The organism is Actinoalloteichus caeruleus (assembly GCF_049311605.1).
GTDB lineage: Bacteria > Actinomycetota > Actinomycetes > Mycobacteriales > Pseudonocardiaceae > Actinoalloteichus_B > Actinoalloteichus_B caeruleus.
Genome location: NZ_CP186005.1, coordinates 5,676,430 through 5,692,801 on the forward strand (window position 1 = coordinate 5,676,430; position 16,372 = coordinate 5,692,801).

A 16,372-nucleotide genomic window follows, 5' to 3' on the forward strand; every position below is an offset into this window, starting at 1 on the left:
TCACTCGCCCGTCGCCTTCGCGATGATCTCCTTCGCGACGTTCTGCGGAACCTCGGCGTAGGAGTCGAACTGCATCGAGTAGTTGGCGCGACCCTGGGTCTTCGACCGCAGGTCACCCACGTACCCGAACATCTCCGACAGCGGGACGAGCGCCTTGACGACGCGAGTGCCACTGCGCTCTTCCATGGACTGGATCTGCCCACGGCGGGAGTTCAGGTCACCGATGACGTCACCCATGTAGTCCTCGGGCGTCGTCACCTCCACCGCCATCATCGGCTCGAGGAGGGCGGGGCTCGCGGAGCGGGCCGCCTCCTTCAACGCCATCGAGCCGGCCACCTTGAACGCCATCTCCGACGAGTCGACCTCGTGGTAGGCGCCGTCGAGCAGCGTGAGCTTCACACCCACCAGCGGGTACCCGGCCAGGACGCCGTACTGCATCGCGTCCTGCGCGCCCTGGTCGACCGAGGGGATGTACTCCTTCGGGACCCGGCCACCGGTCACCTTGTTCTCGAACTCGTAGAGGGCACCCTCGGTGCTCTGCAGCGGCTCGAGCTTGATGATGACCCGCGCGAACTGACCGGAGCCACCGGTCTGCTTCTTGTGGGTGTACTCGTACTTCTCGATGGTCTTCCGGATGGTCTCCCGGTAGGCCACCTGCGGCTTGCCGATGTTGGCCTCGACCTTGAAGTCGCTCTTCATCCGGTTGACCAGCACCTCGAGGTGGAGCTCGCCCATCCCCTTGATGATCGTCTGGCCGGTGTCCTCGTCGAGCTTGACCTGGAAGGTCGGGTCCTCCTCGGCGAGCTTCTGGATCGCCGTGGAGAGCTTCTCCTGGTCGCTCTTGGTCTTCGGCTCGATCGCGACCTCGATGACCGGAGCCGGGAACGTCATCGACTCCAGGACCACCGGGGCCTGCGGGTCGGCCAGCGTGTCACCGGTGGTGGTCTCCTTGAGACCGATCACCGCGTAGATGTGGCCCGCCCTGGCCTCGTCGACCGGGTTCTCCTTGTTGGAGTGCATCTGGAAGAGCTTCCCGATGCGCTCCTTGCGCTCCTTGGTGGCGTTGACCACCTGGGTGCCGCTGGCCAACTTGCCGGAGTAGACCCGGACGTAGGTCAGCTTGCCGAAGAACGGGTGCACGGCGATCTTGAACGCCAGCGCGGAGAAGGGCTCGTCCACGCTCGCCTTGCGCTCGACGTGCGTCTCGCCGTCCTGGAGCGTCCCGTGCACCGCGGGGACGTCCAGCGGCGAGGGCAGGTAGTCGATGACCGCGTCGAGCATGGGCTGGACGCCCTTGTTCTTGAACGCGGACCCGCACAGCACCGGGTACGCCTCACGGGCGCAGGTGATCTTCCGGATACCGGCCTTGATCTGCTCGACCGTCAGCTCCTCGCCACCGAGGTAGGCGTCCATCAGGTCGTCGTCGGTCTCGGCGACCGCGTCGAGCAGCTTCTCCCGGTACTCGGCCACCGTGTCGGCGAGCTCCGCCGGGATCTCCTCGACGGTGTAGTCCTCGCCCTTCTGGACGTCGCCGCGCCAGGTCAGGGCGCGCATCTCCACCAGGTCGATGACACCGGCGAAGTCGCTCTCCGCGCCGATCGGCAGCTGGATCACCAGCGGCTTGGCCCCGAGGCGGTCCTCGATGGTGCGGACGGTGAAGTAGAAGTCCGCGCCGAGCTTGTCCATCTTGTTGACGAAGCAGACGCGCGGAACCTCGTACTTGTCCGCCTGCCGCCAGACCTGCTCGGACTGGGGCTCGACACCTTCCTTGCCGTCGAAGACGGCGACGGCGCCGTCGAGCACCCGCAGGGACCGCTCGACCTCGACGGTGAAGTCCACGTGGCCAGGCGTGTCGATGATGTTGATCTGGTTGTCGTCCCAGAAGCAGGTGGTCGCGGCGGAGGTGATGGTGATGCCGCGCTTCTGCTCCTCCTCCATCCAGTCCATCGTCGCCGCGCCGTCGTGCACCTCGCCGATCTTGTAGTTGATCCCGGTGTAGTACAGGATCCGCTCGGTCGTGGTGGTCTTGCCGGCGTCGATGTGGGCCATGATGCCGATGTTCCGGACCTTGGCCAGGTCAGTCAGCACTTCGCGTGCCACGAGACTCTTCCCCGTTCTTGATCAGCTGGTCCTAGCTGTCTGTGGGGTGGTCGAAGACCCGACGCGGGTACGCGTCGAGCTACTCCAATCACCAGCGGTAATGCGCGAACGCCTTGTTGGACTCCGCCATCTTGTGGGTGTCCTCGCGCCGCTTGACGCTCGCACCCAGGCCGTTGCTGGCGTCCAGCAGCTCGTTCATCAGCCGCTCGACCATCGTCTTCTCCCGGCGCTGCCGGGCGAAGGACACCAGCCAACGCAGCGCCAGCGTGGTGGAACGACCAGCGCGCACCTCCACCGGCACCTGGTAGGTGGCGCCACCGACCCGGCGGCTGCGCACCTCCAGGGTGGGCTTCACGTTGTCCAGGGCACGCTTGAGCGTGACGACCGGGTCGGTGCCGGTCTTCTCCCGGGTGCCCTCCAGGGCCTCGTAGACGATCTTCTCAGCCAGCGAGCGCTTGCCGTCCCTGAGCACCTTGTTGATGAGCTGCGTCACCAGAGGTGAGGCGTAGACGGGATCGGAGATCAGCGGCCGCTTCGGGGCCGGACCCTTGCGGGGCATCTTTAGCTCTTCTCCTTCTTCGCGCCGTACCGGCTGCGGGCCTGCTTGCGGTTCTTGACGCCCTGGGTGTCGAGGGAACCGCGGATGATCTTGTAGCGCACGCCGGGGAGGTCCTTCACACGGCCACCGCGAACGAGCACCATCGAGTGCTCCTGGAGGTTGTGGCCCTCACCGGGGATGTAGGCCGTGACCTCGATGCCGCTCGTGAGCCTCACACGGGCCACCTTGCGCAGCGCCGAGTTCGGCTTCTTGGGGGTGGTGGTGTAGACGCGGGTGCATACGCCGCGCCGCTGCGGGCTCCCCTTGAGCGCCGCGGTCTTGGTCTTCGCGACCTTGTCCTCACGGCCCTTGCGGACCAGCTGCTGGATCGTGGGCATGGACCGGCTACTTCTTCCGTTCGCGGCCCTAGGTGCTCACTGTTGCGTGTTTGAGCACGTCAGGCGGTATGTATGGCTCTGTGTAGTTCGCCCTCCCCCGTAACCCGAGGTCGGGCGTGTCGCCCTCTTCTCGGTCCCGTGGCGTGAAGCTTCCCCTGCGGGATGTCGGGAGGAGTTCCGCTGCGCAGTGACGACCACGGTGTCAAAACCGCCGCTCACAGGCACACGGACCGACCCAATGCGCATTGGGCCCGAGTAGCAAAGATACCTGTTGCCCGAACGCGGGGTCAAAACGGGTACCACATACCACCTGGTTCGCACCGGGTCGGGACTCTGCCGACCAGCGTACCGGCGGGGAGCGGGCCCGTAACCCCCGGATCCTGCCGGAACCCTGTCGTACGCCACGTGAGTTCCACCACCCCCGCGTCCCGACCCGCCGACCACCCCGGAACGGCACGGCCAGGCCGAGACCCGTTCACCGCCCCGGTGGGGACCGTTCAGATCCAGCCGTGGTCCCGGGCCCGCTCGGCGGCCTGCCACCGCGTCCCCACCCCCAGCTTCGCCATCGCCGACGAGAGGTAGTTGCGCACGGTCCCCGGCGAGAGGTGCACGACGCGGGCGATCGCCCGCGCGGTGACCCCGTCCCCCACCTCCGCGAGGACCTGGCGTTCGCGATCCGTGAGCGGGTTCTCCCGCACGGCCAACGCGTCGGCGGCCACGTCCGGATCGACGTACCGCCCACCGGCGTGAACCCGGCGGACCACATCGGCCAACAGCGCCGCCGGCGACGTCTTCGGCACGAAGCCGCGCGCTCCGTTGGCCAGCGCCCTGCGCAGCACTCCCGCCCTGGCATGCCGCGTGAGCACCACGCACCGCGTCCCGGGGGCCGACCGGGCCACCTCCAGCACCAGCCGTGGCCCGTCGAGCCCGGGCATCTCCACGTCCACGAGCGCGACATCGGGGCGGAGACGGCGAACCGCCGCCAGCGCGGACGTCCCGTCGGCCGTCTGCCCCACCACGACGAGGTCATCCTCCAGGTCGAGCAGGGCCGCCACCGCTCCCCTGGTCAACGCCTCGTCGTCGGCGAGCAGGACGCGGATCACGCCGTCATCTCCCGGGCCGACGCCGAGGACGGGACGCTCGCGGCCAGCTCGAACACGCCGTCCTCCCGCACTCCGGCGCTCAGCCGCCCACCGAGTTCACCGAGCCGCCGCCCCAGGCCCTCCAGGCCGCCCCCGGACGAGGTGTCCCCCACCGTGGCCCGGACACCGTCGTTGCGGACGACCAGCTCGACCCGTCCGCCCCGCTCCCGCACGGTGATCCCGCACCAGGTCGCGTCGGAGTGCCGGAGCAGGTTCGTCGTCGCCTCCCGCAGCACCCGGCCGAGGATCACCGAGGCCGGGGTCCCGGGCTCGGGAACCGCCGGGAAGCCGACGGTCGTTCCCCGGATCCCGGCCGATTCGACCAGGTGCGTCACGGCCACGATCTCGGCACCCAACTCCGTCCGGCGCCGCTCCCTCGCCACCTCCCGAACCTCCCGCAGCGTGGCCCTCGCCAGCCGGTGCGTCTCCGCTACCTCGGCGTCGGCCCGCTCCGGATCCACTTCCCGGAGTCGCAACGCCAACTCGCTCTTTAGCGCGACCACCTCCAGGCTGTGGCCCAGGATGTCGTGCAGGTCCTCCGCCAGCCGCATCCGTTCCCGGTGCCCCGCCATCTCGACGGCGGCTCGCTGGGCGTTGTCGAGCTCCGTGGCCGACCGCCACGACTCCAACACGCGGAAGTCCGAGTAGACGACCAGCGGCACCACCAGGAGCGCGAACACCACGGGGACCGTGAGCGACCTCCAGGACGTCGTGGGGTCGACGACCACCAGCGTGACCGCGACGACGCCGAGGCACACGAGCCCCGTCACCGCGGCGGTGATGACCGTCAGGTGGCGCCGCGAACGTCCCACGCCGAGGTCGGCCACGGCGATGCCCGGCACCGCGAGCCAGAGCAGCCCGGCGCTGGCTCCCCAGGCACCCTGCGCGGAGTCCTGCCCGACCGACATGGTGAACGCGCCCCCGACGACGCCGAGCCCCACCGCGACCGCGAGCGACGGACCGGACAACCCGACCGGCACCCGAGCGGTCGGGGAGCGGAGCGCGCGGCGCACGCAGGCCGCGTGGAGGGCCGCGAAGGACGCGGCTCCGAACAGCAGGACCTGTTGGACGCCAGCCGGTACCGGCTGGAGGACGACCAGGACGACCAGGACGCTGCCCCACCCCATGGCGGAGCTCAACACCGCGTTCCGGGAACGACGGCGCAGCAAGTCGAGCGGCTGGCCTGCGGTCACCCCGGCACCGTAGCTGCCGGGGAGCGCTGGCGTGCCGATTCGCCAGCGCGGGATGACAGGTGTCACCACCCGCCCCGGAACGCGCCACGGGGGCGCGCCGTGTGGCGCGCCCCCGTGGGTCCCTGCCTTGCCGATTCCGGTGGACGAACCGCTCAGCGGTAGTCGCGACCGAAGTCGTAGTCGTCCAGCGGCACCGCGGCACCGGTGCCGGTCCCGAACACGTCCGGCGTGTAGTAGCCGTCGTCGTAGGACGGGATGGCGTACGCCGCCGCCCGCGCCTCCTCCGTCGGCTGCACCTGGATGTTCCGGTAGCGGTTGATGCCCGTACCGGCCGGGATCAGCTTCCCGATGATCACGTTCTCCTTCAGGCCGACCAGCTTGTCGCTCTTGCCGTTGATCGCGGCGTCGGTGAGCACCCTGGTCGTCTCCTGGAAGGACGCCGCCGACAGCCACGACTCGGTGGCCAGCGACGCCTTGGTGATCCCCATCAGGACCGGCCGGCCGGACGCTGGCTCGCCGCCCTCGGCCACGACCCGCCGGTTGGCGGCCTCGAACTCGCTCCGCTCGGCCCAGGACGCCGGCAGGAACTCCGTCGACCCCGAGTCGATGATGGTCACCCGGCGCAGCATCTGGCGGACGATCACCTCGATGTGCTTGTCGTGGATGGCCACGCTCTGCGTCCGGTACACCCGCTGCACCTCGCGCACCAGGTGGAGCTGCGCCTCACGCGGCCCCATGATGCGGAGCACCTCGTGCGGGTCGACGGCACCCTCCAGCAGCTGCTGACCGACGGTGACGTGGTCGCCGTCCTGCAACGGCCGCTCGCTGCCGTCCCGCGAGATCGTCGCCAGCCACTGCCGCCGCGACAGCTTGTCGTGGACGATCTCCTCGCTGCCGTCGTCCGGGATGATCGTGATCTTCCGGAACCGCTCGCCCTCCTCGATCTGGACCCGGCCGTCGACCTCGGAGATCGGGGCCTTGCCCTTCGGGATGCGGGCTTCGAACAGCTCGGTCACACGCGGCAGACCGGTGGTGATGTCATCACCGGCCACACCACCCTGGTGGAAGGTACGCATCGTCAGCTGCGTGCCCGGCTCACCGATCGACTGGGCCGCGACGATGCCGACCGCCTCACCGACGTCGACGAGCTTGCCCGTCGCCATCGAACGGCCGTAACACGTGGCGCAGACCCCGATCGCGGACTCACAGGTGAGCACGCTGCGGACCTTCACCCGGGTCACGCCCGCGCTGGTGAGGGCGTCGATCGCGGTGTCACCGAGATCCGCGCCCCTGGCCAGCAGCAGCCCGCCGTCGGCGTCGGTGACGTCCTCCGCCGAACTGCGCGAGTACACGCTCGTCTCGACGTAGTTGTCCCGTAGCAGGGTCCCGTCCTGGCTCCGGGCCGCGATCGGCATGAAGATGCCGCGCTCCGTGCCGCAGTCGATCTCCCGCACGATGACGTCCTGCGAGACGTCGACGAGACGCCGGGTCAGGTACCCGGAGTCGGCGGTCCGCAGCGCGGTGTCCGCCAGACCCTTCCTGGCACCGTGCGTGGAGATGAAGTACTCCAGCACCGACAGGCCCTCACGGAAGTTGGACTTGATCGGCCGAGGGATGTACTCACCCTTGGTGTTGGACACGACCCCACGCATGCCGGCGAGCTGCACGACCTGCGTCATGTTCCCGGCGGCGCCGGACTTCACGATCGTCGGGATCGGGTTGTTCTCGGGGAAGTTCCGCTCCATCTCCTCGGCGACCTCGTCCTTGGCCTGCTGCCAGACCTTCACGAGCTCGCTGTTCCGCTCGGCGTGCGAGAGCGCGCCACGCTGGTAGCGCTTCTCGATCCGGTCGGCCTCGCGCTCGTACTTGTCGAGGATCTCCTGCTTGTTGGCGGGAACGACCACGTCGGAGATCGCCAGCGTCACACCGGAACGGGTGGCCCAGTAGAAGCCGGCGTCCTTCAGCTTGTCCAGTGTCTGCGCCACGGTGACCATCGGGTACCGCTCGGCCAGGTCGTTCACGATCGTGGCCTGCCGCTTCTTGGGCAGCACCTCGTCGATGAACGGGTAGTCGGCCGGGAGCAGGTCGTTGAACAGGACCCGACCCAGGGTGGTGTGGGCCAGCCACGGCTGGCCGGGCTCCCAGCCCTCCGGCTCGGCGCCCCGCGCCGGGACCTGGTCGAGCAACCGGATCCTGACCTTCGCGTGCAGGGACAGCGCCTTGCGGTCGAAGGCCATGATGGCCTCGGCCGGCGAGGAGAAGGCCTGGCCCTCTCCCACGGCGCCCTCCTGCAGCTTCGTCAGGTGGAACAGACCGGTCACCATGTCCAGCCGGGGCATCGCCAGCGGCCGGCCCGAGGCCGGCGACAGGATGTTGTTGCTGGACAGCATGAGGATCCGGGCCTCGGCCTGCGCCTCGGCCGACAGCGGCAGGTGCACCGCCATCTGGTCACCGTCGAAGTCGGCGTTGAACGCCTCACACACGAGCGGGTGCAGCTGGATCGCCTTGCCCTCGACCAGCTGCGGCTCGAAGGCCTGGATGCCCAACCGGTGCAGGGTCGGCGCCCGGTTCAGCAGGACCGGGTGCTCGGTGATGACCTCTTCCAGGACGTCCCACACCTGGCTGCGGGAACGCTCCACCATCCGCTTCGCGGACTTGATGTTCTGCGCGTGGTTGAGGTCCACCAGCCGCTTCATCACGAACGGCTTGAACAGCTCCAGCGCCATCTTCTTGGGGAGCCCGCACTGGTGCAGCTTGAGCTGCGGGCCGACCACGATGACCGACCGGCCGGAGTAGTCGACGCGCTTCCCGAGGAGGTTCTGCCGGAACCGGCCCTGCTTGCCCTTCAGCAGGTCGGACAGCGACTTCAGCGGCCGGTTGCCCGGCCCTGTCACCGGACGCCCGCGACGGCCGTTGTCGAACAGCGCGTCGACGGCCTCCTGCAACATCCGCTTCTCGTTGTTGACGATGATCTCGGGCGCACCGAGGTCGATCAACCTCTTGAGGCGGTTGTTCCGGTTGATGACCCGGCGGTAGAGGTCGTTCAGGTCGGAGGTGGCGAACCGACCACCGTCGAGCTGGACCATCGGGCGCAGGTCCGGCGGGATCACCGGGGTGCAGTCCAGCACCATGCCCTGCGGGCTGTTGCCCGTCGCCTGGAAGGCGGCGACGACCTTCAGCCGCTTGAGGGCACGCAGCTTCTTCTGCCCCTTGCCGCTGCGGATGGTCTCGCGCAGGTTCTCGGCCTCGCCCTTGATGTCGAAGTTGCCGAGCAGGGTCTGGATGGCCTCCGCGCCCATGCCGCCGGTGAAGTAGTCGCCGTACCGGTCGTAGAGCTCCCGGTACAGCAGCTCGTCGGCGATGAGCTGCTTGGGCTCCAGCTTGGTGAAGGTCTCCCAGATCTCGTCCAGGCGGTCCAGCTCACGCTGCGCGCGGTCCCGGAGCTGGCGCATCTCGCGCTCGCCGCCCTCCTTGACCTTGCGCCGGACGTCGCTCTTGGCTCCCTCCGCCTCGAGCTCGGCCAGGTCGGTCTCGAGCTTCTGGGCCCGAGCCTCGATGTCGGAGTCACGCTTCTCCTCGACCCGCTTGCGCTCCACGCTGAACTCGTTCTCCAGCGTGGACAGGTCGTTGTGGCGCAGCTCGGTGTTCACCGAGGTGATGACGTAGGCGGCGAAGTAGATGATCTTCTCGAGATCCTTCGGCGCCAGGTCGAGCAGGTACCCGAGCCGGCTGGGCACACCCTTGAAGTACCAGATGTGCGTCACCGGGGCCGCGAGCTCGATGTGGCCCATCCGCTCACGCCGGACCTTGGCGCGGGTGACCTCCACGCCACAGCGCTCGCAGATGATGCCCTTGAACCGGACCCGCTTGTACTTGCCGCAGTAGCACTCCCAGTCCCGGGTCGGGCCGAAGATCTTCTCGCAGAAGAGGCCGTCCTTCTCGGGCTTGAGCGTGCGGTAGTTGATGGTCTCCGGCTTCTTGACCTCGCCGAAGGACCACTGGCGGATGTCGTCAGCGGTGGCCAGGCCAATACGAAGCTCGTCGAAGAAGTTGACGTCCAGCACGTCGGTTCTTCTCCCCTGATCGTTGGTTCAGGCCGTGACGGCCTGGTGGGGGCGGCTGTCGGAGGTGAGCAGCGCGGGTCAGTTCACGACGTCGTCGACGGAGGGCGACTCGGACCGTGACAGGTTGATTCCGAGGTTGGCGGCGGCACGTTCGAGGTCCTCGTCGTCACCGTCGCGCATCTCGATCGCAGCGCCGTCACTCGACAGCACCTCCACGTTGAGGCACAGCGACTGCAGCTCCTTGAGCAGCACCTTGAACGACTCCGGAATACCGGGCTCCGGGATGTTCTCGCCCTTGACGACCGCCTCGTAGACCTTGACCCGGCCCAGGACGTCGTCGGACTTGATGGTGAGCAGTTCCTGGAGCGTGTACGCGGCGCCGTAGGCCTGCATGGCCCAGCACTCCATCTCACCGAAGCGCTGACCACCGAACTGCGCCTTACCACCGAGCGGCTGCTGGGTGATCATGGAGTACGGGCCGGTGGACCGGGCGTGGATCTTGTCGTCCACCAGGTGCGACAGCTTCAGGATGTACATGTAGCCGACCGCGACCGGGTACGGGTAGGGCTCGCCACTCCGGCCGTCGAACAGCTGCGCCTTGCCGTCCGCCTTCACCATCCGCTCGCCGTCCCGGTTGGGCAGCGTCGAGCCGAGCAGACCGGTGATCTCGTGCTCCTTGGCGCCGTCGAAGACCGGCGTCGCGGTGTTGGTGCCGGGGTCCGCCTGCCGCAGGTCCTCCGGCAGCTTCGCAGCCCACTCCGGGTCGCCCTCGACGCTCCAGCCCCGTTTGGCGATCCACCCGAGGTGGGTCTCGAGGACCTGGCCGATGTTCATCCGTCGCGGAACACCGTGGGTGTTCAGGATGATGTCCACCGGCGTGCCGTCGGGCAGGAAGGGCATGTCCTCGGCGGGGAGGATCTTGCCGATGACGCCCTTGTTGCCGTGCCGGCCGGCGAGCTTGTCGCCGTCCTGGATCTTCCGCTTCTGGGCCACGTACACGCGGACCAGCTCGTTGACCCCGGGTGGCAGCTCGTCCTCGTCCTCCCGGCTGAACACCCGGATCCCGATGACCTTGCCGTTCTGGCCGTGCGGCACCTTCAGCGAGGTGTCGCGGACCTCCCTGGCCTTCTCACCGAAGATGGCGCGCAGCAGGCGCTCCTCCGGCGTCAGCTCGGTCTCGCCCTTCGGGGTGACCTTGCCCACCAGGATGTCGCCGTCCCGCACCTCGGCGCCGATGCGGATGATGCCCCGCTCGTCCAGGTCGGCCAGCACGTCCTCGGAGACGTTCGGGATGTCCCTGGTGATCTCCTCGGCACCCAGCTTCGTGTCCCGGGCGTCGATCTCGTGCTCCTCGATGTGGATCGAGGTGAGCACGTCGTCCTGCACCAGGCGCTGGGACAGGATGATCGCGTCCTCGTAGTTGTGCCCCTCCCACGGCATGATGGCCACGAGCAGGTTCTTGCCCAGCGCCATCTCGCCGTTCTCGGTGCACGGGCCGTCCGCGATGACCTGACCGACCTCGACCCGGTCGCCCTCGGAGACGATCGGCTTCTGGTTGATGCAGGTGCCCTGGTTGGAGCGGCGGAACTTGTGCAGCTTGTAGGTCTGCCGGGTGCCGTCGTCGGCCATGACGGTGACGTAGTCGGCGCACAGCTCCTCGATGACACCGGCCTTCTCGGCCACCAGCACGTCACCGGCGTCGACCGCGGCGCGCAGCTCCATGCCGGTGCCGACCAGCGGGGACTCGCTGCGCAGCAGCGGCACCGCCTGCCGCTGCATGTTCGCGCCCATCAGCGCGCGGTTGGCGTCGTCGTGCTCCAGGAACGGGATCATCGCCGTGGCGACCGACACCATCTGCCTCGGCGACACGTCGATGTAGTCGACGCCCTCCGGGCTGATGAACTCGACCTCGCCGCCCTTGCGGCGGACCAGGACGCGCTCCTCGAGGAAGTTACCGTCCTCACCCACCGGCGCGTTGGCCTGCGCGATGACGAAGCGGTCCTCCTCGTCGGCCGTCAGGTAGTCCAGCTGGTCGGTGACCCGACCACCCTCGACCTTCGCGTAGGGGGTCTCGATAAACCCGAACGGGTTGACCCGCGCGTAGGAGGAGAGGGAGCCGATCAGGCCGATGTTCGGGCCTTCCGGCGTCTCGATCGGGCACATCCGGCCGTAGTGGCTCGGGTGCACGTCGCGGACCTCCATGCCCGCGCGCTCCCGGGACAGACCGCCGGGGCCCAGCGCGGAGAGCCGGCGCTTGTGCGTCAGCCCCGCGAGCGGGTTGGTCTGGTCCATGAACTGCGAGAGCTGGGAGGTTCCGAAGAACTCCTTGATCGCGGCGACCACCGGCCTGATATTGATCAGGGTCTGCGGGGTGATGGCCTCGACGTCCTGGGTCGTCATCCGCTCGCGGACGACGCGCTCCATGCGGGAGAGCCCGACCCGGATCTGGTTCTGGATCAGCTCGCCCACGGTGCGGAGCCGCCGGTTGCCGAAGTGGTCGATGTCGTCGACCTCGACGGGGACCTCGGTCGCCTCCTCGCCCTCACCACTGGTCATCCTGGTGTCGCCGGCGTGCAGCCGGACCAGGTACTCGATGGTGGTGACGATGTCGTCCTCGGTCAGCGTGCCGGACTCGACGGGCAGGCTGAGGCCGAGCTTCTTGTTGACCTTGTAGCGGCCCACCTTCGCGAGGTCGTACCGCTTGTCCTTGAAGAACAGGTTCTCCAGCAGCGTCTGCGCGCTCTCCCGGGTCGGCGGCTCGCCGGGCCGCAGCTTCCGGTAGATGTCCAGCAGGGCCTCGTCCTGCCCCGCGGTGTGGTCCTTGTCGAGCGTGGCGACCAGGGTCTCGCTGAAACCGAACCGCTCGCGGATCTGCTCGGTCGTCCAGCCGAGGGCCTTCAGCAGGACGGTGACCGGCTGGCGGCGCTTGCGATCGATGCGGACACCGACGGTGTCGCGCTTGTCCACGTCGAACTCCAGCCAGGCGCCTCGGCTGGGAATGATTTTGACGTTGTAGACGTCCTTGTCCGTCGTCTTGTCGACCGCGTGGTCGAAGTAGACGCCGGGGGAACGAACCAACTGGGATACAACGACCCGCTCGGTGCCATTGATGATGAACGTGCCCTTGTTCGTCATCATCGGGAAGTCACCCATGAACACCGTCTGGCTCTTGATCTCGCCGGTGGTGTTGTTGGTGAACTCCGCGGTGACGAACAGCGGGGCCGCGTACGTCATGTCCTTGTCCTTGCACTCCTCGACGGAGGCCTTGACCTCGTCGAAGCGCGGGTCGGAGAAGGAGAGGGACATCGAACCGGAGAAGTCCTCGATCGGGGAGATCTCGTTGAGGATCTCCTCGAGGCCGCCGACGGGGGCGTCCTCTCCGGCGTCGATGCGGCGCTGGAACCATTCGTCGGCCCCGGTGAGCCATTCGAACGACTGGACCTGGAGGTCCAGCAGGTCGGGCACCTCGAGCGGCTCACGGATCTTCGCGAACGAGACCCGCTTGGGTGCCCCGGGTATCCCCGACGTGGAGTTGGTCGCAGCAGTGGCCTTGGTCGCGCGGGAGACTGCCAAGATGCGTCCTTCCAGGGACTGGTAGCTGGCTAAGCAGCGGCGCTAGCAGCCGGCTAACACAGCTGTCAAGGGTGCAGTGGTGCCCGCATCCTACGCCCGAAACCAGGGCAAGCAGGAACGAGGGCAGCGCAAAGAAGCAGTCTAGCCGCGAAGAGGGCGACTGTCGAGTGGGGGCCGCCAGCCCGCCACTCGCGTTGCTAACAGACTGACCGCGGGAGGGCGCTCAGTCAAGACGCTTCGCCTCGATCACCCCTGTGGTGGAACGTGGTGTTACGACTCGTGACCACGGACGGTCCGCGCGACTGGCCCGCCCATCTGGTGCTTCCGATCTTATTTGGCAGCGCCGACAGGATGCCACCCCTCGCTCCGCCGCGACACCCGGGGCCGCCCGCTCCGGGACCCGCACCCAGCCACCGGGTCCGAGGAGAACCACTGGCCAGCGCCGCCCCCGGTTCGCCCCGGATCGGGACGCGCCCGAAGACGACTGGCCGAGAGTGAGACATTGCTCACATCGGGTGGGCCGACTCGGGGGGGCTGTCGCTCCCCGCGCGCGTCCCGCGACGGCGGGTAGGCCCCGCCGACGGGGGCGACGCCGGCCGGACCGTCACGCCGTCACCCGGACGAAGCACCAGCCCAGACACGCCGAAGGGGTGGCCCCGTCACGTGACGGAACCACCCCTGGGCGGGTGAGCGGCGGCCCTCGGCCGCCGGCATCACTTCACGCTGACGGTCGCGCCAGCGGCCTCCAGCTTCTCCTTGGCCTGGTCGGCCACGTCCTTCTTGACGCTCTCCAGGATCGGCTTCGGCGCGCCCTCGACCAGCTCCTTGGCCTCCTTGAGGCCCAGGCCGGTGACGACCTCGCGGACGACCTTGATGACCTGGATCTTCTTGTCGCCGGGGGCCTCGAGGACCACGTCGAACTCGGTCTTCTCCTCGACGGCCTCGGCGGGGGCGGCCGCGGCACCGGCCGGCGCGGCGGCGGCGACGGCGGCGGTGACCTCGAACTTCTCCTCGAACGCCTTCACGAAGGCGGACAGCTCCAGCAGGGTCATCCCGCCGAAGTGCTCCAACAGCTCCTCGTTGGTCAGCTGCGCCATGGTGACGTCTTCCTTCCTAGCTCGGGGCGACCTGGTCCTCCAGGGCGCTGGGGGTTGGGGTGAGGGCGGTCAGCCCTCGGCCGGGCTGTCGCCGGCCTTCTTCTCCTCGAGGGCGGCCGCGAGGCGGACCATCTTCGAGGCGGGCGCGGCGAACACCGCGGCGGCCTGGGCCAGGTTCGCCTTGAGGGCGCCGGCCAGCTTGGCCAGCACGACCTCGCGGGACTCGAGGTCCGCGATCTGGTTGACCTCGTCCACGGACAGCGCACGGCCGTCCATGTACCCGCCCTTGATGACGAGCGCCTTGTTGTCCTTCGCGAAGTTACGCAGTGCCTTCGCGGCGTCGACGGGCTCGCCCTCGACGAAGGCGATCGCGGTCGGGCCGATGAACAGGTCGCTGAGACCCTCGATCCCCGCGTCCTCGGCGGCGCGCTTCACCAGCGTGTTCTTCGCGACCCGGTACGTGGCGCCCTCGCCAAGAGCGCGACGCAGCTCGGTGAGCCGCTCCATGGACAGACCGCGGTACTCGGTGATCACCGCGGCGGACGAGTTGCGGAACCGGTCGGAGATCTCGGTAACCGCGTCGACCTTGTCGGTCCTTGCCATGTGTCGCCTCCTCTCTCTAGCTGAACGGACAGCTCGGGTCTGCTGGTTGACAGCCAGACCCCGGAGACGACGAACGCCCCGGCGCAGGGCACGGGGCGCGAACGTACGTGTGCGACGCACACGGGAAACTTGCCTCGTCCTCCTGCGCGGGCCGCCCGCGTGCTGCGGGGCCTTCGTCCAGCACCTGCGGGCAGGGGCTGAAGACCAGCGGTCTTGGGTGGAACTCGCACGAGTCTACCCAAGCCGGGACCTGCCTCGCGCCCACCCCCGACGAACGGGCCGCCCCCCGGCCGCGCCGCCCACCCCGGCACGCCGACGCGGCCCCCGAGAGCCGTCGGCACGGCCGCGGAGGGGATCCCCAGGGCACTCCACGCGGTCGCTCGGACACGGCATGATGACGGAGTGGCTGATCAGCACCGGCCGGACGAACCGTCCGGCGAGCTCGTCCCCCGCACGCCGCCGCCCTCCCCGGCGCCGAGGGCACCGGGCCAGGGCGCTGAGCCCGGCCCGCCGGAACGCACACGGCCGCTGCCGGAAGCCGCGCCGGCGAACCCCACCCCTGGCGCGGAGCTGAGCCACGACGAGCGCCAGCGGTACGAGCAGTTCCAGCAGTTCCAGGACTTCCAACGGTTCCAGGAACACCAGCGGGCCCAGCGGGACGCCGACCCGGGCGGCCCCTGGCCCCCGTGGCTGAAGCGCTTCCTCCGGCGGCGCTGGGTCCGCAGGATCGCCCTCCTGCTCCTCGTCCTGTTCCTGCTGTCGCTGGCGAGGGACCACTTCTTCGGGACCGGCGGGGACCAGTACGGCGGGGAGAGCCCCGGTCTCGGTGCCCGCCGACCGGTCTTCTCCTCCAACCCCTCGGAGAGCGTGATCGGGGTGTACAGCAGGATCGCCGCGCCCGAGGCGGAACAACAGCGCAGCGCCTGCACCCTGTTCACCGAGGAGGCGGCGGCCCAGTTCGCTCGGAACAACGACGCGGAGGACTGCCAGCACGCCGCCGTCGCCCTCGCCGCAACGGTGGCCACCCCGATCGCCTACGCCGACCCCACCCAGGCCAGTCCCGCCGTCGCCGCCGACATCAACGGCGTGGACGGCTCCAGCACGGAGGTGAGTTCGTGCGACGACCTCGACGTGCGCGGTGGGCCCCCGTTGGGGGTGTTCGAACTCGAGCTGCGCGACGACGGCGGCTGGGTCATCGCGGGGCACCGCGATGAGGACTCGTGCTCCCCGCCGGCGGCGCCGCCCTCCGGCTCGCCCGCGCCGTCGGCCGACGGCGCCCCGCCCGCCACGGTCGACGGCCAGGGCCCGGAGGCCACGGTCCGGGAGCTGTACGCGCTGGTCGCGGAGAACCGGTCCAGGGAGGCCTGCCAGTTGCTCGTCGGCCGCGCGAACGACGCCTTCCGCGCCAACCACCGCACCATGTACTGCCACCTCGCCGTTGAGGAGCTCGCGGGCCAGGTGACCGACCCCGACGCCTACTCCGACCCGGGGTTCCCCGACGAGTACCGGGAGCCGCCCGCCGGCGGCGGGACCACCATCAGCTCCTGCCGACTGGAGGTGGTGGGCGGCCCCCGACTCGGCGCCCTCGACCTGGAGCAACGGTCGGACGGTCGGTGGCTCGTCGTCGACCACCACGCGGAGACCTGCTGACCGAGGCCCCTCCG

The 16,372-nt window shown here is 69.0% G+C and carries 10 protein-coding genes; 1 reads left to right on the forward strand and 9 read right to left on the reverse strand.

Annotated features, from left to right (window positions below):
- The 9 genes from fusA to rplJ form a co-directional block, all read right to left on the reverse strand.
- Entirely contained in the window at positions 1 to 2,100 is a 2,100-nt protein-coding gene (gene fusA / locus ACOJVX_RS23415) for an elongation factor G (protein WP_030226542.1), read from the reverse strand.
- Positions 2,101 to 2,188: 88 nt separating this feature from the next.
- Positions 2,189 to 2,659 carry a 30S ribosomal protein S7 gene (gene rpsG, locus ACOJVX_RS23420; RefSeq protein WP_016698049.1) on the reverse strand — a complete coding sequence of 157 codons (471 nt, stop codon included), beginning with the start codon at positions 2,657 to 2,659 and terminating at the stop codon, positions 2,189 to 2,191.
- Positions 2,660 to 2,661: 2 nt separating this feature from the next.
- Positions 2,662 to 3,036: a 30S ribosomal protein S12 gene (gene rpsL / locus ACOJVX_RS23425; protein ID WP_016698050.1), complete on the reverse strand. Its 375-nt coding sequence runs from the start codon at positions 3,034 to 3,036 to the stop codon at positions 2,662 to 2,664.
- 497 nt (positions 3,037 to 3,533) lie between these two features.
- Entirely contained in the window at positions 3,534 to 4,139 is a 606-nt protein-coding gene (locus ACOJVX_RS23430) for a response regulator (RefSeq protein ID WP_422647093.1), read from the reverse strand.
- Positions 4,136 to 5,371 (reverse strand): sensor histidine kinase, encoded by a 1,236-nt coding sequence (locus tag ACOJVX_RS23435; RefSeq protein ID WP_422647094.1) that lies wholly within the window; start codon positions 5,369 to 5,371, stop codon positions 4,136 to 4,138. Before ACOJVX_RS23435 ends, ACOJVX_RS23430 begins: the two co-directional genes overlap by 4 nt.
- Positions 5,372 to 5,523: 152 nt before the next feature.
- The gene (locus ACOJVX_RS23440) at positions 5,524 to 9,435 is read right to left on the reverse strand and encodes a DNA-directed RNA polymerase subunit beta' (RefSeq protein ID WP_030226547.1); all 3,912 of its coding nucleotides are present in this window, start codon (positions 9,433 to 9,435) and stop codon (positions 5,524 to 5,526) included.
- 78 nt (positions 9,436 to 9,513) lie between these two features.
- Entirely contained in the window at positions 9,514 to 13,008 is a 3,495-nt protein-coding gene (rpoB, locus tag ACOJVX_RS23445; RefSeq protein WP_026419530.1) for a DNA-directed RNA polymerase subunit beta, read from the reverse strand.
- 713 nt (positions 13,009 to 13,721) lie between these two features.
- Positions 13,722 to 14,105 (reverse strand): 50S ribosomal protein L7/L12, encoded by a 384-nt coding sequence (gene rplL, locus ACOJVX_RS23450; protein ID WP_026419531.1) that lies wholly within the window; start codon positions 14,103 to 14,105, stop codon positions 13,722 to 13,724.
- A gap of 69 nt (positions 14,106 to 14,174) precedes the next feature.
- Complete coding sequence (gene rplJ / locus ACOJVX_RS23455; RefSeq protein WP_026419532.1) at positions 14,175 to 14,708, reverse strand: 50S ribosomal protein L10; 534 nt, start codon at positions 14,706 to 14,708, stop codon at positions 14,175 to 14,177.
- A gap of 402 nt (positions 14,709 to 15,110) precedes the next feature.
- On the opposite strand from rplJ, the gene ACOJVX_RS23460 reads away from it, so the two are divergent.
- Positions 15,111 to 16,358 (forward strand): hypothetical protein, encoded by a 1,248-nt coding sequence (locus ACOJVX_RS23460; protein ID WP_422647095.1) that lies wholly within the window; start codon positions 15,111 to 15,113, stop codon positions 16,356 to 16,358.
- Positions 16,359 to 16,372 lie beyond the last annotated feature (14 nt).